Source organism: Thalassobacter sp. HA4-2 (assembly GCF_055693705.1).
In genome coordinates this window covers 2,809,803-2,827,294 of the sequence record NZ_JBVFUK010000001.1, presented here as the reverse complement: position 1 = coordinate 2,827,294, position 17,492 = coordinate 2,809,803, and the positions used below count along the sequence as shown (strand labels likewise).

18 protein-coding genes and 2 pseudogenes are annotated in these 17,492 nt (G+C 63.4%); 9 read left to right on the top strand and 11 right to left on the bottom strand.

The annotated features are described in order from the left end of the window. Positions 1-48: 48 nt before the first annotated feature. Both ACZ1G0_RS14300 and pcaD read right to left on the bottom strand, forming a co-directional pair. Positions 49-723, bottom strand: a complete 675-nt coding sequence (locus tag ACZ1G0_RS14300) for a lyase family protein (protein WP_472737551.1) — start codon at positions 721-723, stop codon at positions 49-51. Further along, positions 723-1,493: a 3-oxoadipate enol-lactonase gene (gene pcaD, locus ACZ1G0_RS14295; protein ID WP_472737550.1), complete on the bottom strand. Its 771-nt coding sequence runs from the start codon at positions 1,491-1,493 to the stop codon at positions 723-725. Before pcaD ends, ACZ1G0_RS14300 begins: the two co-directional genes overlap by 1 nt. Before the next feature lie 143 nt (positions 1,494-1,636). Between pcaD and ACZ1G0_RS14290 the strand changes: the two genes are divergently transcribed. Together ACZ1G0_RS14290 and ACZ1G0_RS14285 are read left to right on the top strand one after the other, a co-directional pair. After that, a complete protein-coding gene (locus ACZ1G0_RS14290) occupies positions 1,637-2,680 on the top strand; it encodes an alcohol dehydrogenase catalytic domain-containing protein (RefSeq protein WP_472737549.1) in 1,044 nt (347 codons plus the stop codon). Next, a pseudogene (locus ACZ1G0_RS14285) lies at positions 2,677-3,908 on the top strand (mandelate racemase/muconate lactonizing enzyme family protein). Before ACZ1G0_RS14290 ends, ACZ1G0_RS14285 begins: the two are co-directional and overlap by 4 nt. On the opposite strand, the gene ACZ1G0_RS14280 reads toward ACZ1G0_RS14285, so the two are convergent. The 3 genes from ACZ1G0_RS14280 to ACZ1G0_RS14270 form a co-directional block, all read right to left on the bottom strand. After that, positions 3,905-4,675, bottom strand: a complete 771-nt coding sequence (locus ACZ1G0_RS14280; RefSeq protein WP_472737548.1) for a FadR/GntR family transcriptional regulator — start codon at positions 4,673-4,675, stop codon at positions 3,905-3,907. The pseudogene ACZ1G0_RS14285 and the gene ACZ1G0_RS14280 sit on opposite strands and share 4 nt — an antisense overlap. Before the next feature lie 54 nt (positions 4,676-4,729). Then, a complete protein-coding gene (locus tag ACZ1G0_RS14275; protein ID WP_472737547.1) occupies positions 4,730-5,383 on the bottom strand; it encodes a YiaD family glycine zipper/OmpA-like lipoprotein in 654 nt (217 codons plus the stop codon). 102 nt (positions 5,384-5,485) lie between these two features. Then, positions 5,486-6,307 carry a methylated-DNA--[protein]-cysteine S-methyltransferase gene (locus ACZ1G0_RS14270; protein ID WP_472737546.1) on the bottom strand — a complete coding sequence of 274 codons (822 nt, stop codon included), beginning with the start codon at positions 6,305-6,307 and terminating at the stop codon, positions 5,486-5,488. Positions 6,308-6,390: 83 nt separating this feature from the next. On the opposite strand from ACZ1G0_RS14270, the gene nth reads away from it, so the two are divergent. Then, positions 6,391-7,035: an endonuclease III gene (nth, locus tag ACZ1G0_RS14265; RefSeq protein ID WP_472737545.1), complete on the top strand. Its 645-nt coding sequence runs from the start codon at positions 6,391-6,393 to the stop codon at positions 7,033-7,035. Then, positions 7,032-8,009, top strand: a complete 978-nt coding sequence (locus ACZ1G0_RS14260) for an adenosine kinase (RefSeq protein WP_472737544.1) — start codon at positions 7,032-7,034, stop codon at positions 8,007-8,009. Before nth ends, ACZ1G0_RS14260 begins: the two co-directional genes overlap by 4 nt. A gap of 91 nt (positions 8,010-8,100) precedes the next feature. Here the strand turns inward: ACZ1G0_RS14260 and ACZ1G0_RS14255 are convergent, their stop codons facing one another. Beyond that, positions 8,101-8,919, bottom strand: coding sequence for a sulfotransferase family protein (locus ACZ1G0_RS14255; protein WP_472737543.1), 819 nt, complete (start codon positions 8,917-8,919; stop codon positions 8,101-8,103). Positions 8,920-9,057: 138 nt separating this feature from the next. Between ACZ1G0_RS14255 and ACZ1G0_RS14250 the strand changes: the two are divergent. Both ACZ1G0_RS14250 and ACZ1G0_RS14245 read left to right on the top strand, forming a co-directional pair. Further along, positions 9,058-10,634 (top strand): annotated as a pseudogene (locus tag ACZ1G0_RS14250) (DUF5928 domain-containing protein). A gap of 15 nt (positions 10,635-10,649) precedes the next feature. Continuing rightward, on the top strand, positions 10,650-11,030 hold the full coding sequence (locus ACZ1G0_RS14245) for an HIT domain-containing protein (RefSeq protein WP_472737542.1): 381 nt from the start codon (positions 10,650-10,652) through the stop codon (positions 11,028-11,030). 15 nt (positions 11,031-11,045) lie between these two features. Here ACZ1G0_RS14245 and ACZ1G0_RS14240 read toward each other — a convergent pair whose 3' ends face one another. The 3 genes from ACZ1G0_RS14240 to argH all read right to left on the bottom strand — a co-directional run bounded on the left by ACZ1G0_RS14240 (position 11,046) and on the right by argH (position 14,157). Beyond that, on the bottom strand, positions 11,046-12,023 hold the full coding sequence (locus tag ACZ1G0_RS14240; protein ID WP_472737541.1) for a hypothetical protein: 978 nt from the start codon (positions 12,021-12,023) through the stop codon (positions 11,046-11,048). 61 nt (positions 12,024-12,084) lie between these two features. Continuing rightward, a complete protein-coding gene (gene greA, locus ACZ1G0_RS14235; protein ID WP_472737540.1) occupies positions 12,085-12,552 on the bottom strand; it encodes a transcription elongation factor GreA in 468 nt (155 codons plus the stop codon). Positions 12,553-12,768: 216 nt separating this feature from the next. Further along, positions 12,769-14,157 carry an argininosuccinate lyase gene (argH, locus tag ACZ1G0_RS14230; RefSeq protein ID WP_472737539.1) on the bottom strand — a complete coding sequence of 463 codons (1,389 nt, stop codon included), beginning with the start codon at positions 14,155-14,157 and terminating at the stop codon, positions 12,769-12,771. 25 nt (positions 14,158-14,182) lie between these two features. Between argH and ACZ1G0_RS14225 the strand changes: the two genes are divergently transcribed. Further along, on the top strand, positions 14,183-14,743 hold the full coding sequence (locus tag ACZ1G0_RS14225; protein ID WP_472737538.1) for a TlpA disulfide reductase family protein: 561 nt from the start codon (positions 14,183-14,185) through the stop codon (positions 14,741-14,743). On the opposite strand, the gene ACZ1G0_RS14220 is transcribed toward ACZ1G0_RS14225, so the two are convergent. Beyond that, positions 14,730-15,320 (bottom strand): LysE family translocator, encoded by a 591-nt coding sequence (locus ACZ1G0_RS14220; protein WP_472737537.1) that lies wholly within the window; start codon positions 15,318-15,320, stop codon positions 14,730-14,732. The genes ACZ1G0_RS14225 and ACZ1G0_RS14220 overlap by 14 nt on opposite strands. 73 nt (positions 15,321-15,393) lie before the next feature. Here ACZ1G0_RS14220 and ACZ1G0_RS14215 point away from each other — a divergent pair, with 73 nt between their 5' ends. After that, positions 15,394-15,846, top strand: coding sequence for an Lrp/AsnC family transcriptional regulator (locus tag ACZ1G0_RS14215; RefSeq protein WP_472737536.1), 453 nt, complete (start codon positions 15,394-15,396; stop codon positions 15,844-15,846). On the opposite strand, the gene ACZ1G0_RS14210 is transcribed toward ACZ1G0_RS14215, so the two are convergent. Continuing rightward, the gene (locus tag ACZ1G0_RS14210) at positions 15,843-16,406 is read right to left on the bottom strand and encodes a DNA-3-methyladenine glycosylase I (RefSeq protein WP_472737535.1); all 564 of its coding nucleotides are present in this window, start codon (positions 16,404-16,406) and stop codon (positions 15,843-15,845) included. The two genes, ACZ1G0_RS14215 and ACZ1G0_RS14210, sit on opposite strands and share 4 nt — an antisense overlap. 136 nt (positions 16,407-16,542) lie before the next feature. Here ACZ1G0_RS14210 and ACZ1G0_RS14205 point away from each other — a divergent pair, with 136 nt between their 5' ends. Then, complete coding sequence (locus ACZ1G0_RS14205; RefSeq protein WP_472737534.1) at positions 16,543-17,385, top strand: EAL domain-containing protein; 843 nt, start codon at positions 16,543-16,545, stop codon at positions 17,383-17,385. The last annotated feature ends 107 nt before the right edge of the window (positions 17,386-17,492 follow it).

Genomic DNA, 17,492 nt, shown 5'->3' with positions numbered 1-17,492 from the left:
GCGACAGCTACAGTGTTTTTTGCGCGATGCGAAGGGGCTTTCGCGGCTTTAGCGCAAGGCGGCCGCCGCCGTCATCACCAACTGCCCCAGCACCAGTGTGCGCGCGCCGGGCGCGCCGCTGGCAAGGGTCACGTTCAGGGCGGTGGCATGCAGGCCGAAAACCGGATCGCCGTTCTGGGCCAGCGCTGCCAGCCAATCGCCCAGCAAGGTCAAGTCCTGTGTCCCGTCCCCAAGACGCAAAGCGCCCGCCAGTGCGGCGCGGGTCGCCGGGTCCGGGTGGCTGGCCACAAGGGCGCCCGCGCGGGCGTCGGTCGGTGCGTCCCGCCCTGCGCGCTGTTCCAGCAGGGCCACCGCTTGGCGCAGGCGCAGGGCAAGGGCCGTGTCCTCGACCGCTTGGGCCGGGGTGGCGTGGCACAGGTAGGGGGCAAAGTCCGGGGCCTCCATCGCTTTGCCAAAGGCCGCGATCAGGGCCGGGATCGGCGTGCCGTCCTGTGCCGTGCCAGCGGCCAACCCGCCGGGGTCGATCTGCACCTCCATTCCCGCGCGGGCGATGAAGGCGGCGGCGGTTTCGGGGATCTGGCCCAGATCGCCCTGCACCTTGGCCAGACGGCCAAGGGTCAGGACCATGGCGCGCACGGCGGCAGTGTCGGTGAAAAGGGTGCCCAGTTCCGCATCGCGGTAGGTGTCGCGGTACATCGCGCTGTCAAAGGGGGTGACGGCCATCAGATATGTCCTTGAGCGGTTAGGAATTCGGTCAGGGCGGTGACAAAGGCGGCAGGTTGGTCGATGGGCGGCACGTGGCCTGCGCGGGGGATCAGCTTGAACCGGCTGCCCGGGATCACATCCGCCAGCTCGCGCACCATGTCGGGTGGGGTGGATCGGTCGTGCCCCCCGGCAATCGCCAGTGTGGGCAGACGTAGGCCCGAGGTCGGCGTGATGAAATCCGCCCCGCCGATCGCGGCACAGCACCCGGCATAGCCTTCGGGTGCGCAGGCCGTCAGTGCCGCGTGGGTGGCCGCGCGGTCGGCAAAGGATTTAGGGAACCAGCGGTCCAGGGTCGGCTCCACCAATGCCGACATCCCGTCGCGCAAAACCGTGTCCGCCCGGTCGGCCCACTGCGCCTTGGTCCCGATCTTCAGGCCCGTGTTCGACAGGATCAGCGCGCGGATCAGGTCCTGGCGCTTGATCGCCAGCCCCTGCGCCACCAGCCCGCCCATGGACAGGCCCACACAGATCGCGTCCCGCACCTCCAGCGCGTCGCAGACACGTTCTGCATCGCGCACGAGGGTCCCCATGGCGTAGGGCGCGGGCGGTATGCTGGACGCCCCATGTCCGCGCGCATCCCAGCGGATCAGGCGCAGACCCGGTGGCAGCAGGTCCCAAACAGCCTCCCACATGGCCCCCGACAGGCCAAGGGCGTGGGCAAAGACCACCGGCCGCCCGTCGCCGCGGCTGTCCACCCGCAAGGTCACATCGTCAAAGGCCAAATCCATGGCCCGGCTTGTGCCCCTATACACGCCCCAGGTCCATAGGACTTTCGCGGCGTCACAAGTCGTTTTTGGGATGGGCACGGGCCGCGCGCCGTCGCAACCTGTCCCAAACGGGAGAAGACCATGACCACAATCAAAGCCGCCGTATGCCGGGCGTTCGGCACCCCCTGACCATCGAAGACGTCGTATTGCGCGCCCCTCAGCGGGGTGAGGTCGAAGTGACCCTGAAGGCCTGCGCCATCTGCTTTTCCGACATCAGCTATCTGGACGGGGGCTTTGGCGGCGATCTGCCAGCGGTTTATGGGCATGAGGCTGCGGGCCATGTCACCGCCGCACCCGAGGGCAGCCGCTATGCCGTGGGGGATGCGGTGTTGGTAACGCTGATCCGTCATTGCGGGCACTGCGCGCCCTGCGCCAGTGGACGGCCCACCCAATGCGACGACCAAGGCGGGCAGGCCCCCCTGTCCTTGCCCGATGGCACCCCGGTTCTGGCGGCCATGAACTGCGGCGCCTTTGCCGAACGGGTGGTGATCGACGAAAGCCAACTTGCCGCGATCCCCGCCGATATGCCCATGGATGCCGCCAGCCTGCTGTCGTGTGGGGTTATCACAGGGCTGGGCGCTGCGGTGAACACCGCGCGGGTGCGCCCGGGCGACCACGTTGTGGTGATTGGGGCAGGGGGCGTGGGCCTGAACGCCATCCAGGGCGCGCGCATCGCCGGGGCCGCCCGCATCTGGGCCGTGGACATGGTGCCGGACAAGCTGGATACCGCCCGCGACTTTGGTGCAACGGATGTGGCGCTGGCCAGTGATCCCGACCCGTGGGGCGCGCTGACCCGCAAGGCGGATCATGTGTTCGTCTCCGTAGGCTCTGTCCCGGCGATCGAGGCGGCGGCGCACTACCTTGCCCCCCATGGTACGGTCTATCTGGTGGGCTTGCCCCATGTGGGCGCAACCGCGACCTATGACCCGGTGAACTATGGGTTTTATGGGCAGGCGATCAAAGGCACGCGCATGGGGGACACAGTGCTGGCCCGGGATATCCCGTGGCTGGTGGATATGTATCAACAGGGCCGGCTGATGCTGGACGAGTTGATCACCGCACGCTACCCGCTGGACCAGATCAATGAGGCGATTGCCTCCACCCGCTCTGGCGCGGCGCGGCGCAATGTGATCGTGTTCGACACATGAAACTTGCAGATCTCGAAGTCTTTGTCGTCGCACCCCCGGCCCCGGGCTGGGGCGGGCAGTATTGGATATTCCCGCGCCTGACCACGGCCTGTGGCATCGTCGGCTATGGCGAGTGCTATGCCAGCACCGTCGCCCCCGAGGTGATGGTGGCCGTCATCGAGGACGTGTACGCGCGCCACATGGTGGGCGAGGACCCTGCCAACGTGGAGTTGATGTACCGCCGTGCCTATTCCGCAGGCTTCACCCAACGTCCCGACCCCACGGTCATGGGGGCCTTTGCGGGGTTGGAGATCGCGTGTTGGGACATTCTGGGCAAGGCCCACGATGTGCCCGTGTGGAAACTGCTGGGCGGCAAGATGAACGACCGGGTGCGCGCCTATACTTACCTTTACCCGCAGCCCGAACACGTGTTGCCTGATTTCTGGGTCAGCCCCGAGATGGCGGGCGAGGCGGCGTTGGCCATGGTCGAAAAGGGCTACACGGCGGTCAAATTCGACCCCGCTGGCCCCTACACCATCCGGGGTGGGCATATGCCTGCCATGTCCGACATTTCTCTGTCGGTGGCGTTCTGCAAAGCGATCCGAGGGGCGGTGGGTGACCGTGCGGACCTTTTGTTCGGCACCCATGGCCAATTCAACGTGGCCGGGGCGATCCGCCTTGGCCAAGCGCTGGAGCCCTATTCCCCCTTTGGTACGAAGAGCCGATCCCCCCAGACAGCCCGCTCGACATGGCGCGTGTGGCAGGGGCTGTGCGCGTGCCCATCGCCACCGGGGAACGCCTGTGTACCAAGGCCGAATTCGCCACCCTGCTGCGCGCGGGGGGCGCCGAAATCCTGCAACCGGCCTTGGGTCGGCTTGGCGGCATTTGGGAAGGCAAGAAACTGGCCATCCTTGCCGAGGCCTTCACCGCGCAGATGGCCCCGCACCTGTACGCCGGGCCCGTGGAATGGGCGGCGAACATCCAGCTGGCCGTGTCGATCCCGAACCTGTTGATGGCCGAAACCATCGAGACGCCCTTCCATGACCAGTTGATTGGCGGCACCCTCCGGGTCGAGAGGGGCTATGTCACCGCACCCACGGCGCCGGGGTTGGGCATTACCTTTGACGAAGACCTTGCCCGCGCGCACCCTTGGACGGGCACGGGCCTGCACCTGAACATGCAAGAGGCCCCGTGCAACTACACCGGCGGCAACCTGTTCGCCGGGGGATCGCCCGTAAAGGTCGACTAGGCCTTGGCCTGTTCGTGTTGCAAGCGGCGGCGGGCGATTTCCTCGTTCGCGGCGGCGGCGTGTTCGTCCCTCAGGCATCCTTGGACATAATCCAGATGGGTCACCACGGCCTGTTGCGCGGCGCCCGCGTCGCGGGCCTGCAGGGCGTCGTTGATGGCGCGGTGCTGGCCCAACAGGGTGTCGCGGGTCGTGCGTTGGCGGAACATGATCTGGCGGTTGTAAAACACCCCCTCGCGCAGCAAGTCCATCATGGACCGCATCATATGCAACATGACCACGTTATGACTGGCTTCGATAATGGCCATATGGAACTCGGCGTCCAGCGCGGCCTCGTCGGACGGGTCGCGCTTGCCATGGGCGGCCTCCATCTTTTTGTAGATCGTGTCGACAACGGCCAAATCCGTGTCCGAGCCCTTGCGGGCGGCGCGGGCGGCGGCCAGCCCTTCCATGTCCCTTCGAAATCCGATGTAGTCGAACACGGCCTCGTCATGGCTGGCAAAAAGGCGGGTCAGCGCGGGCGAGAAGGCAGAGCCGAGCACATCGGCCACAAAAATCCCGGCCCCTGCCTTGGCGGTCAACAGCCCGGTAGTCTGCAATTCCGCGACAGCCTCGCGCAGAGAGGGACGCGAGACGCCAAGGCGGTCTGCCAGCTCCCGCTCTGATGGCAGGCGGTCGCCCGGGCGCAGGATGCCGCGCAGGATCAACTGCTCGATCTGGCGCACCACGGCGCTGGACAGCTTTTCAGCTTCGATCTTGGTGAATGGCATGGAACCTCCGCGAATTGGTCAAATGGTATGACCAATTCGCAAGGTCGGCAAGGGTCAGGTGGTCGGGATGATCACGATCTCGACCCGGCGGTTCTGGGCCTTGCCCGCCTCGGTCAGGTTCGTCGCAACCGGTTCTTCCTCGCCCCGGCCAATGGCGCGCACGCGGCTAGAGGGGATGCCGTTGTCAAACAGAACCGCCGCCACAGCCGCCGCGCGACGTGCAGACAGGTCCAGATTGTATTCCGCGCTGGCGGTGGAATCCGTATGGCCCAGCACGCGGACATTGGTGTTGGGGTAGGCCTGCAGGTTGCGGGCCAAGGCGCGGATGTCGTTGGTCAGGTCGGGCCGCAGGGCGGCACTGTTCGAGGCGAACAGGATGTCTTGGGGCAGGGTCACCACAAGGCGATCCCCGGTGTTCACGATCTTGACGTCAGGGTTTCCTAGCTCGCGTTCCAGATCGGCGGCCTGCCGGTCCAGCGCGTTGCCGATGGCCCCGCCGATGCCTGCCCCGATGGCGGCCCCGGCAATCGTTTGTAGCCCGCCATTGTTGCCAGAATCATTGGCCACCACAGCCCCGACCGCCGCGCCCACAAGCGCCCCGATGTTGGCGCGTTCGTTGGCGGGGTTCGTGCCAGTGGTTTCCGCGAAATCGGCGCAGGCTGTCAGGGACAGGCAAGTTGCAGAGAGGATCAGGATGCGGCTGCTCATGGTAGGGGCCCTTCGTGGCTGTTTTACAGACAATGCCCGAGGGGGCGTTCGGGTTCCAGCCACGCCCTCGCGTCACGCGGGTTTCTGCCTATGGGATTCTGCCTAGTCCTCGGCCCGGGCGGATTCGTAGGCCAACATCGTGCGCTTCAGGGGCAGGCCCCAATGATAGCCTCCCAAGCCGCCGGATTTGCGCAGGGCGCGGTGGCAGGGGATCAGCCAACTGATCGGGTTGCGGCCCACGGCGGTGCCCACGGCGCGCACGGCCTTGGGGTTGCCCACGGCCTGTGCAATGGCGGAATAGGTGGTCACGTGGCCAGAGGGGATATGCAACAAGGCCTCCCACACCTTGATCTGAAACGGCGCGCCAATCAGGGCCAACGTTGCCTTGCCGCCGAACGCCTCCGATGCCAGTGGCGCGATATGGGCGGCGTCCTCGACAAAGGTGGCGTTGGGCCAGCGCCGCGCAAGGTCATCAAAGGTCGCGTCGCGCCCCATCTCGGCGGCAAAGCCCATGCCGCAAATGCCCTTTTCCGTGGCCATGACAAGCGCGGGACCAAACGGCCCCTCTGCCCAGCCCCACCGGATCACCAGACCCGCCCCGCCCGAGGCATAGGTGCCGGGGCTCATCGCCTCCCACCGGAGGAACAGATCATGCAGGCGGCCCGGGCTGGACAGGCCCGTGGCCTGCGTCGTCTCCAGGGTCGTGAAGCGGTCGCGCAGCAGGGTCTTGGCGTGGTCCAGTGTCAGGTACTGGGCATAGCGTTTGGGCGACACACCCGCCCACGCGCTGAACACCCGTTGGAAATGCGCCGGGCTCATATCCATCCGGGCGGCCAATTCGGTCAAGGTCAGGTCTGGGCCAGCGGCGTCGATCTCTTCGATCGCGCGGGCCATGACGTGATAGTGGTAACGGTCTTCATCCATGCCCCTGCTTACCGTCCCCGGGGCCCTTGCGCGACCCGGAACCTGCGCATTGCACTGGCGGTCGCCCCGGGGCACAAAGCGCCATGGCAAAACAGATGAATTTCCAAACCCTGCAGCAAGTGTTCCAACGGTTCGAGGCCCAAGAGGCGGAGCCGGAGGGCGAGCTGCACCACACCAACGCCTACACGCTTGTGGTGGCCGTGGCCCTGTCCGCGCAAGCCACGGACGTGGGCGTCAACCGCGCCACGGCCGAATTGTTCACGATCGCAGACACCCCGCAAAAGATGCTGGATCTGGGGATCGAGGCCCTGACCGAGCATATCAAGACCATTGGCCTGTATCGCAACAAGGCCAAGAACGTGATGAAGATGTCGCAGATTCTGGTCGATGATTACGGCGGCGAGGTGCCCAACAGCCGCGCAGCCCTTGTGTCCCTGCCTGGTGTGGGGCGCAAGACCGCCAACGTGGTGCTGAACATGTGGTGGGGTCACCCGGCGCAGGCCGTGGACACGCACATCTTTCGCATCGGCAACCGGACCGGCATTTGTCCGGGCAAAGACGTGGATGCGGTCGAACGCGCCATTGAAGACCACGTGCCGGTCAACTATCAGCACCACGCCCACCACTGGTTGATCCTGCACGGGCGCTACGTCTGCAAGGCGCGCAAACCCATGTGCGGCACCTGCATTATCAATGATCTTTGCCCCTACGAGGATAAAACCCAATGACCTACGACATTATCGGCATCGGCAACGCCATGGTCGACGTGATCACCACGGCACCCGACACGTTCCTCGACCAGATGGGCATCGAAAAAGGCATCATGCAGTTGGTGGAGAGAGACCGTGCCGAATTGCTCTATGCGTCGATGTCTGACCGGACCGAGGCGCCGGGTGGGTCCGTGGCCAACACCATCGCAGGGATCGGGGCGCTTGGCCTGAACACGGCCTTCATCGGCAAGGTGAAGGACGACGCCTTGGGGCAATTCTACGCCGATGCGCTGGCCAAGGCCGGGACCGCCTTTCCCCTGCCGCCGCAAAACACCGACCTGCCCACGTCACGCTCCATGATCTTCGTCTCCCCGGATGGAGAGCGTTCGATGAACACCTACCTCGGCGCAGGGGCGGATATCTCCTCGGCCGATGTGCCTGACGTTTTCGCGGGCGGCGGCTTGCTGTTCCTCGAAGGCTATCTGTTCGACAAGGACGAAGGCAAAACCGCCTTCTCCGAGGCAGCCACCAAGATGAAAGCCGCCGGAGGCCGGTCCTGCATCACCATCAGCGATCCGTTCTGTGCCGAACGCCACCGCGAAGATTTCAAACGCCTGATCGCCGAGGATATGGACATCGCCATCGGCAATGACGCCGAGTGGATGACCCTTTACGAAACCGACGACCTACAGGCTGCATTGACCCAAGCTGCCGCCGTTTGCGATATCGTTGCCTGTACCCGGTCCGGTGACCCGGTCTGGGTCTGGTCCGGGGACCAACGGGTCGAGGCGCCCGTGACCCCAGTCACGCCTGTGGATGCCACGGGTGCAGGTGATCAGTTCGCGGCAGGTTTCCTATATGGCCTCGCCACGGACCGCGATCTGGAAACCGCCGCCCGTATGGGTGTCGTCTGCGCCGCCGAGGTGATCGGCCACATCGGTCCGCGTCCGGCAGTGGATATCAAAACGCTTTTCAAGCAGGCCGGCCTATAACTTCATTGGGTGACAAATACCCCGGTGGGGGTTTGGGGGAGGCAGCGCCTCCCCCAACGTCGCGGTGCGCCGCAGGCGCAGCGCAAAACCATCAGGACCCCAGCTTGGCGTGGACCTCGTCCAGATCAATTTCGCCTACGGGCATTTTGTTCGACGGGTCGTCAAAGCTGTATTTGAACAGTTTGAAATCCCGGTGATACATTTCCCACACAAGGTGCCGGGATAGGTCGTCGAAATAATCCTCGACCGGATGGGCGCGTTTGGGACCGTGGCCTTCGGATTCGTTGAACCGAGGGATTTTGGCAAGATCAACGGGATGGGGCGTGTCGATGGCGTCCAGAACGCTCTGCATCCCTTCGTTGAACTTTTCCGTAAAGAAAATGTTGTCGTAGGTCCCGCCGTTCGCAATGAAGGTCGAGACATGCCCGGACATGGCGGACCAGTGGATGTCTGGATCCATGGGGCGACGGAATCGGATGGTGTCCCGGGCGAATAACAAGAACCGCCGGAAGCTCTGGATTTGGTCGAACTCGAACCCTGTTTCAGGGTCGCCTACCTCAATCCCGTACTTCTGGATCAACATCGGCACCATCTTGCCGCGATAGCGTTTGCCGTTGCGCTGGATGCCGCAAATCTTGTCAAAAAACGACGACAGGATACGGGTGTAGGGGTTGCGCACGCAGGTAAAGGCATAGCTTTTGTGCGCCTTCACATTGGCCGAGATCACGGGCTGGCTGGCCTCCAGGGCCCATTTGTGCAGGCCCTCTTCGTCGTCGTGGATGTCGCCGTCAAAGAACCGGCCCTTGTCGCTGTAGTGCATGATCTGCCCGATACTCGAACAGGCGCACTTGGGCACCACGCGGTACACGACGCTTTCGGACTGTGTCATCCAGGTGCCTGGGAAACCCATATTGCTGCTCCAACTTGTGGCGGGGCCGTGCCCTCGCGCTTTTTGTGCCTAGGCTAACCAAATGTGCACTGTTTTTTCAACATACCTTTGGTTTAGGTATGGAAACAATAAATCATAACCAGAGCATCTGTTTCGTTAATGGCACGCATCGCGTTCATCCTTTTATGTCACAAGGACCCCGAGGCGATCATCGCCCAAGCCCAACGCCTGACGGCAATGGGGGATTTCGTGTCGATCCATTTCGACGGACGGGCGTCTGCCAAAGCTTACGACGAAATCACCAGCACCCTTGCGGACAATCCCGGCGTGGCTTTTGCCGCAAAGCGGGTGAAATGCGGCTGGGGGAGTGGTCCTTGGTCCGCGCCACCCTGAATGCCCTTGAAACAGCCGTCGAGGCCTTCCCAAGGGCCACGCATTTCTACATGCTGTCGGGCGATTGCCGACCCACAAAATCGGCGGCCTTCGCCCATGCGTTCCTTGATGGCCGCGATGTGGACTACATTGAAAGCTTTGACTTTTTCCGGTCCGACTGGATCAAGACCGGCATGAAGGAAGACCGGCTGATCTATCGCCACTTCGTCAACGAACGCAACAGTAAGGGCCTGTTCTATTGGCTGCTGAACGCGCAGCGGAAACTGGGCCTGTCGCGCAATGTGCCCGCCGATCTGGAAATGATGATCGGGTCTCAATGGTGGTGCCTGCGCCGCGCCACGATCGAAGCGGTGCTGGACTTTGCCCGCACCCGTCGGGACGTCATGCGCTTCTTCAAAACCACATGGATTCCGGACGAGACGTTCTTTCAAACCATCGTGCGCCACCTCGTGCCCCGGGATGAAATCGACACCCGCACCCTGACGTTCCTGATGTTCACGGACTACGGGATGCCTGCCACCTTCTACAACGACCACTACGATCTGCTGCTCAGTCAGGATTTTCTGTTCGCCCGCAAAATCTCGCCCGAGGCGATGGACCTGAAGCAGCGCCTTGGCGATCTGTGGGAAAGTGAACGCACGGATTTCCCGATCTCCGGCGATGGGCGGCGGTTGTTTTCGTTCCTGACCGGGCGGGGGCGGGTTGGGCGCCGTTTCGCGCCCCGTTTCTGGGAGAATGAGACCAGCCTTGGCCGGGACCGCGAGCTTTTGATCCTTGTGTGCAAGAAGTGGCACGTGGCCAAACGGCTTGCCCGCCGGGCCGCCGAGGTGACGGGCATCCCCACCTACCAATATGTGTTTGACGAGGACGGGTCGCCCTTACCCGCCCTAGGTGGAATCGAATCGAACCTGGCCAAGCGCAACCGCCACCGCCGCGCCATGATGCGCATGGTGTTTCAGATGCAGGGATCGGATCGGATGATCCTGTGTCTTGATCCGGCCAACTTTGCGGTTTTGCAGGACTTTTATGCCGACAGCGCCACTGTGCGCACGCTGGAACTGGCCTGTGATTTCGATGATGCCTACCTCAGCGGTCACGCCCAAAGGGTCGGGCTGGCCGGGGACAAGACGCCGCAAGACACCATTGATCGCCTACTGCCCACCCTGCGCTATGACTTCGCCTACGAGGCGGAGCGTTTGCGCAGCGCCGAGTTTCCGCAGGTCTACCGGATCAACCAGTCCGACGGCCCGGACGTATGGGCGGATGTGATGGGCAAGTTTTTTGGCGTGACCGAGGCGGACGCCCACCTGCTGGCCCAGACGCCCCATCTTTTCCAAGACTAACCTGCCGGAGGCTGCATGCCTTACACCTACGACGATCAGAACATCTTTGCCAAAATCCTGCGCGGTGAAATCCCGAACAAGACCGTGTTGGATACGGAACATGCGTTGGCCTTTCACGACATCAGCGAACAGGCCCCCGTCCATGTGCTGGTGATCCCCAAAGGCGCTTACGTCTGTTACGACCACTTCGCACAAGAGGCGTCGGATGCCGAGATCATCGGCTTCACCCGTGCCGTGGGCGAGGTGTGCCGTATCATGGGGGTGCAGCCGGGCGCGGGGGGCAACGGGTTCCGTGCGATTGCCAACGCGGGTGCCGATGCCGTGCAAGAAGTGCCGCATTTTCATGTACATATCTTGGGTGGGCGCCCCTTGGGTCGCATCCTGCAACCGGCCTAGGCGACCCCAGTCGCCCTAGTCAAACGTCCCCGTCACGCGCCCCAGCAACATAAAGGCGCGGGACGTGCGGGTGTTGGCGAACTGCGACAGCTCCATGTCCGTGGCGCGGTTTGCGATGTCCGCAAAGCTGCGGTCAAACTGGCGCAAAAAGTGGTGAACGGCGTCCTTGAACACAGGGTCCGACCGCATCCGTCCGGCACACAGCGCCAGCGAGGATCGGTCCCGGATACCGCCAAGGGCTGCGATCTCGCGCCCCCGCTCGCCTTGGGCAAACTTGCGCCAGATGTCCGGTTTTGCGCGGTCGGGCACCAGATCGTCCATGTAGACGCCGTCTTGGCTCATCAGAGTCAGCACGTCTTGGCTGGCGTTCACAAGGCGCGAGATGCCGCGATCCTTGAGGGCGCGGCGCAGGGTGCGGAACCCCTCCTTGTCGTTCTCGTTTTCGGGGAAGTTCACGGCCTTGATGATTTCGGCCACCTCCATGGGTTCCAATCCGGCGGCGGCGTCCGAGGGGGTTTCCAGCGCCAAGCCCGGTTGCGTGTCGGCGGGGGCGGGGGCTGCGGCGGGTGTTACGGCGGGCTGTTCCACCGATTGCGCCATGCCCGCGATGGCGGCGTCTGCGCGTTGCTGGGCTTGGGCGAGGCTTTCGATCTTGTCCTCGACGGATCGGCGGATCGACATGCCGGCCATCTGCTGTTGTTCCACATAGGCGTGGCGCATGGCGTCGATGGCGGCCTGCAAGCGGGCACTTTCCTCGCGCATGGTGCGGGCCGTGCGCGCCGCAGAGGCCGCGACCCAGATCAACGCCACGGGCAAGAACACCGCCATGATGGTCATCACGAACCCCAGCGGGGTGGACTCCATTTCCGATCCTGCATCGGTGCCAAGGAACACATAACCCACTGCAATCAACCACATAGCGCTTAGGACAAGCGCCACAATCTCGACAGTGGAAATCCAGCCGTCCTGTTTGGGTCGCCCGTAAACACCCATGTCCAACCCCTTGGGGGTGGGGGGTGTCGGCGGGGCAGGGGTCGGAGTGTCCGTCATGGGGCTACTTGTAGACCACGCTCAGGATTTCGTAGTCCTTCAGGCCACCGGGGGTGCGCACCTCGACGCTGTCGCCTTCCTCTTTGCCGATCAGCGCGCGGGCGATGGGGGACTTGATGTTCAGCAATCCGCCCTCGATGTTCGCCTCGGCCTCGCCCACGATCTGATAGGTCTTTTCCACGTCGTCCTCGTCCACGATCGTGACGGTCGCCCCGAACTTCACGGCGCCAGAAAGTTTAGCGGGATCAATGACTTCGGCCAAACCGATCATGCCCTCCAACTCCTTCACGCGGCCTTCGATGAAGGACTGCTTTTCGCGGGCGGAATGGTATTCGGCGTTTTCCGACAGGTCCCCATGTTCGCGCGCCTCGGCGATAGCCTTGATGATGGCGGGGCGTTCCACGGATTTCAACTGCTTCAATTCGACGTTCAACGCCTCGAACCCCTTGGGGGTCATAGGAAATTTTTCCATTGTCATACTCCTTCCCGGACTTCTTCCGGGGTGTTGCCCGTGACTGTAGGTCCGCGAACCCTTGCACGCAACGTCCCTTACATCGGGTTAACGGCCCCGTCGGCAAAGAGTTGCGGAGGCACCGGTGGACCATCGACCCCGCAGGCGGACAGGGCCAACAGCAGGATCGCGACTCGTGCAAGTTTCATGACCAATCCCCCGCGACTCGTGCATGTTTCACAGCAAGTCGCCTTTTATCCGTTCAATTTGCGCCCGCACATTCGCCGGAGCCGTCCCGCCGTAAGAGGTGCGCGAGGCGACCGAATTGTGCACCCCCAGAACCGAGAACACATCGTCCGTGATCGCGTCATGGACCGCGCGCATCTGGTCCAGGGTCAGGTCCGGCAGATCGCATCCCTGATCCTCGGCCAGTTTGACCAGCGCGCCGGTGACATGGTGCGCCTGCCGGAAGGGCATGTCGAGGGTGCGCACCAGCCAGTCCGCCAGATCGGTGGCGGTCGAGAAGCCCGAGCCCGCCGCCGCCTCCAACGCGGCGCGGTTGCCGGTCATGTCGCTGACCATGCCGGTCATCGCCGCCAACGCCAGCATCAGCGAATCGGCCGCGTCGAACACCTGTTCCTTATCTTCCTGCATGTCCTTCGAATACGTCAGGGGCAGGCCCTTCATCACCATCAGCAGCGCGGTCTGCGCCCCAAAGATCCGCCCGATTTTGGCGCGCAGCAATTCGGCGGCATCGGGGTTTTTCTTTTGCGGCATGATCGAGGACCCTGTGGTCCATTTGTCCGACAGGGTCACGAACCGGAATTGTGCCGACGACCAGATCACCAATTCCTCGGCCAGGCGGGACAGGTGCATGGCACAGATGCTGGCCGCGCTCAGGAATTCCAGGGCAAAGTCCCGGTCCGACACAGCATCCAGCGAATTGGCGCAGGGCCGGTCAAAGCCCAGGGTCTGCGCCGTCATGTCCCGATCAATCGGGAAGCTGGTCCCGGCCAGCGCCGCCGCCCCCAGGGGACATTCGTTCATCCGTTTGCGCGCGTCCTGCATCCGGCCCATGTCGCGGTTGAACATTTCGCGGTAGGCCAGCATGTGGTGGCCCCATGTCACGGGTTGCGCGGTTTGCAGGTGGGTGAACCCGGGCATGACCCAGTCCGCCCCCGCCTCTGCCTGGGCGACCAGGGCCGCCATCAGGGCCTGCAACCCGTCAATCGCCGCATCCGCCTGATCCCGCACCCACATGCGGAAATCCAGCGCCACCTGATCGTTGCGCGACCGGGCCGTGTGCAGCCGCCCCGCAGGCGCGCCGATCAGATCCGTCAACCGCGCCTCCACATTCATGTGGATATCCTCAAGGGCGGTGGAAAATGCGAAGGTCCCACTCTCGATTTCTGACAAGACCGTGAGCAGCCCTTCCCGGATGGCCCTAGCATCGGTATCTGTCACAATACCTGTCGCGGCCAACATTGCGGCGTGGGCCCGGCTGCCTTCGATGTCCTGACGCGCCATGCGCCTGTCAAACCCGATCGAGGCATTGATCGCCTCCATGATCGCATCCGGGCCTTCGCTGAAACGGCCGCCCCACATTTTGTTCGAAGTCTTGGTCATCGCTGGCCCCTGAAAGGTAAACGTCATGCGCACGGCGCTTTGGTCGGTTCTATACGTGGCAGCCCTATGGGTTGCAAACATCGCCCACGCCGATGTGGACGCAGCCAAGGCCCTGCGCACAGGCGACATGGTGAAGTTGCAGTTCATGGACCCCACTGTCCCCGCCGTGACGGGGTTTCAGACCATCGACGGGGCGCCTTTGGATTTGGCGGATTGGCAGGGCAAACATGTGCTGATCAACTTCTGGGCCACGTGGTGCGTGCCGTGCCGCAAGGAAATGCCCATGCTGAGTGATTTGCAGACCCAGATGGGGGGCGCGCAGTTCGAGGTGCTGACGATACAGGCGGGCCGCGACAAGGTGATGAAGATGAAGGGGTTCATGGCCAAGATCGGCGTGGACAACCTGCCCCTGCACCGCGATCCCAAGATGCAAATGATGCGCGCCATGGGTGGCACCGGCCTGCCCTATACGGTGATCCTGAACCCAGAGGGCCAGATGATCGCCACCCTGTCCGGGGACGCGGATTGGGCCGCGCCCGAGGCGTTGGCGCTGCTTGCGGCGCTGACCGGGCCTAGCCTGCAATAACGGGCCAAAGACTGGCCACCAGCAGGGCGGCCATGGTCCAGTTGAACGCGCGCAGGCGCGCTGGGTTGGTCAGGATGCGGGCCATCTGTTGGCCCAGCAGCGTCCAGCACGACACCGTCGGCAGGTTGATTGCGCCAAAGATCACCGCGATCAGCAGGACACCCGGCAAGGACCGGTCCGGCAGGTAGATCGTCACGGCAGTCAGGGCCATGGCCCAGGCCTTGGGATTGACCCATTGGAACGCAGCCGCCTGCAGGAATGTCATGGGGGTGCCTGTCACGCCGCCCTCGGGTGCCGCGGCCCGTGCGATTTTCCACGCCAGCCACAGCATGTAGATCACGCTGGCCACGGTCAGCACGTCGTGCAGCACTGGCACCCGGTCGAACATCTGCGCCAGCCCCAGACCCACCAGTACAACCATGACCGTGAACCCGATCCCGATGCCCAGCATATGGGGCACGGACCGGCGGAACCCGTAATTGGCCCCGGATGCCATCAGCATCAGGTTGTTGGGCCCCGGAGTGATGGAGCTGACAAAGGCGAAGGCCGCAAAGGCGAGGAACAGGTCATAGGTCATGGGCGCAATAAAGCGTCAAACTGGGCGGTGAGTGCTTGCGTTTTGCGGCGAAGGTGACGAAATATCACAACTTATGACGGTACTGGATGACATCGACGAAAAGATATTGCGCACCTTGACGCGCGAGGGCCGCATTTCGAACCTCGCACTTGCGGATCGCGTGGGCCTGTCCCCCTCGGCCACCTTGCGCCGGGTGCAAGAGCTGGAACGCGCAGGCATCATCGCAGGCTACCGCGCGGTGCTGGATCGCACCAAGCTGGGGCAGGGGTTCTGCGCCTATCTGACCGTGGGTCTGTCCAACCACACCAAGGCCGCCCAAGAGGGGTTCGAGCGCGCCATCGCCCGCAGCCCCGAGGTGCGCGAGTGTCACAACATCACCGGCAACGTGGAATACATGCTGCGTGTGGAGTGCGCCGATCTGGCCAGCTACAAGGCGTTCCACACCGAGGTGCTGGGCATGGCCCCGCACGTAAATTCCATCACCACCCATGTGGTCATCGACAGCCCCAAGGATGAACGCGCCTAGCTGGTGTGGCTATGGCCATGGCGGTGGCAGGTCACAACGTGGTCGTTGACTATCCCACTGGCCTGCATCCAGGCGTAGACGATGGTCGGCCCGCAGAACTTGAACCCCGCCTTTTTCAGGTCGCGGCTGACGCGCCGGGACAGGTCGGTCTGGGCAGGCACATCGGCCAGGGTGCGGGGGCTGTTCACAAGGGGCGCGCCGCCCACATAGTCCCAGCAGAACCGATCAAACCCCTGGGCGGCCTCGATGGCCAGATAGGCGCGGGCGTTGGTGATGGTGGCTTCGATCTTGCCCCGGTGGCGGATGATGCCCGCGTCCTGGACCAGACGCGCGACCTCTTCCGCGCCCCATGTAGCGATCACCTCGGGCTGGAACCCTTCGAAGGCTGCGCGAAAGTTCTCGCGCTTTTTAAGGATCGTGATCCACGACAGGCCCGCTTGAAACCCGTCCAGCACCAGCTTTTCCCATAGGGCGCGGCTGTCCCACTCGGGCACGCCCCATTCGGTATCGTGGTACGCCGTATAAATCGGATCGTCGCCGCACCAGCCGCATCTGTCCATGGTTCTGCCCCTCCGGATTGGGTCGACGCCTCCGGATTGGGTCGACCTTGAGTTAAATGGAACAAAAATCGAACCTTTAACATCTTGGCAAGAGATTCGGTGCGACACAAAGGGGCCTGAACCGAGCGAGACCGACATGAGCATCCATCGACCCATCCTCGATCCGACCCACGCCAGCCCTTTGGACGTTGCCCTGACCCAGCGGGACAGGGGGACGCTGCAAATGGTCCAGACCGCCTTGGCGCGGGGGGACTGCATGCTGGCGTTCCAACCGATTGTACAGGCCCAGAACGGCGGGCAGATCGCGTTTTACGAGGGGTTGATGCGGGTCATGGATGACACCGGGCGCGTGATTCCCGCCCGCGATTTCATGCAACTGGCCGAGACGCGGGAACTGGGGCGCGAGATTGACTGCGCCGCCCTGTCCATGGGGCTGGAGGTGCTGGCCCGGCAACCCGCCGTGCGCTTGTCAGTCAACATGTCCGCCCGGTCCATCGGCTATCCCAAGTGGATGCAGATATTGAAACAGGGGCTGCAGCGCGACCCCACCATCGCAGAACGCCTTATCCTAGAGATTACAGAGACTTCGGCGATGTTGATGCCCGAACTGGTCGTGACCTTCATGCGTGATTTGCAAGGGCGCGGCATCACTTTTGCACTGGATGATTTCGGGGCCGGGTACACCGCGTTCCGCTACCTGCGGGACTTCTTTTTCGACATCGTCAAAATCGACGGCAGCTTTATCCGCGACGTGCACAAATCCCCCGACAATCAGGTCCTGCTGCAGGCGCTGATCACCATCGCCCGGCAGTTCGATATGTTCACCGTGGCCGAATCTGTCGAAACGCGGCCCGAGGCGGAGTTTTTGGTGACCTGCGGCATCGATTGCATGCAGGGCTATTATTACGGCGCACCGGCCCTGAACGACGATTGGTTGCCGACCCCTGTGCCCCGCGCGGCGGTCCCCTCCGCCCTGTAGCCATGCGTCAGGCGCATAACGGTTTCCCGCAGCTATGCACGGACTGAGACACCGTGTCCGTTTGTTTTGCGGGCCCCGGCGCGCTAGCGACAAGGCAGATGTTCGAC

Coding starts and splice junctions, on each gene's coding strand:
- ACZ1G0_RS14290 (WP_472737549.1), top strand. CDS start 1,637: ATGCCGGGCGTTCGGCACCCCCTGACCATCGAAGACGTCGTATTGCGC.
- ACZ1G0_RS14245 (WP_472737542.1), top strand. CDS start 10,650: ATGCCTTACACCTACGACGATCAGAACATCTTTGCCAAAATCCTGCGC.
- ACZ1G0_RS14255 (WP_472737543.1), bottom strand. CDS start 8,919: ATGGGTTTCCCAGGCACCTGGATGACACAGTCCGAAAGCGTCGTGTAC.
- ACZ1G0_RS14280 (WP_472737548.1), bottom strand. CDS start 4,675: ATGCCATTCACCAAGATCGAAGCTGAAAAGCTGTCCAGCGCCGTGGTG.
- ACZ1G0_RS14205 (WP_472737534.1), top strand. CDS start 16,543: ATGAGCATCCATCGACCCATCCTCGATCCGACCCACGCCAGCCCTTTG.
- pcaD (WP_472737550.1), bottom strand. CDS start 1,493: ATGGATTTGGCCTTTGACGATGTGACCTTGCGGGTGGACAGCCGCGGC.
- ACZ1G0_RS14210 (WP_472737535.1), bottom strand. CDS start 16,406: ATGGACAGATGCGGCTGGTGCGGCGACGATCCGATTTATACGGCGTAC.
- ACZ1G0_RS14225 (WP_472737538.1), top strand. CDS start 14,183: ATGCGCACGGCGCTTTGGTCGGTTCTATACGTGGCAGCCCTATGGGTT.
- ACZ1G0_RS14300 (WP_472737551.1), bottom strand. CDS start 723: ATGGCCGTCACCCCCTTTGACAGCGCGATGTACCGCGACACCTACCGC.
- ACZ1G0_RS14240 (WP_472737541.1), bottom strand. CDS start 12,023: ATGGGTGTTTACGGGCGACCCAAACAGGACGGCTGGATTTCCACTGTC.
- nth (WP_472737545.1), top strand. CDS start 6,391: ATGGCAAAACAGATGAATTTCCAAACCCTGCAGCAAGTGTTCCAACGG.
- ACZ1G0_RS14215 (WP_472737536.1), top strand. CDS start 15,394: ATGACGGTACTGGATGACATCGACGAAAAGATATTGCGCACCTTGACG.
- ACZ1G0_RS14220 (WP_472737537.1), bottom strand. CDS start 15,320: ATGACCTATGACCTGTTCCTCGCCTTTGCGGCCTTCGCCTTTGTCAGC.
- greA (WP_472737540.1), bottom strand. CDS start 12,552: ATGGAAAAATTTCCTATGACCCCCAAGGGGTTCGAGGCGTTGAACGTC.
- ACZ1G0_RS14260 (WP_472737544.1), top strand. CDS start 7,032: ATGACCTACGACATTATCGGCATCGGCAACGCCATGGTCGACGTGATC.
- argH (WP_472737539.1), bottom strand. CDS start 14,157: ATGACCAAGACTTCGAACAAAATGTGGGGCGGCCGTTTCAGCGAAGGC.
- ACZ1G0_RS14275 (WP_472737547.1), bottom strand. CDS start 5,383: ATGAGCAGCCGCATCCTGATCCTCTCTGCAACTTGCCTGTCCCTGACA.
- ACZ1G0_RS14270 (WP_472737546.1), bottom strand. CDS start 6,307: ATGGATGAAGACCGTTACCACTATCACGTCATGGCCCGCGCGATCGAA.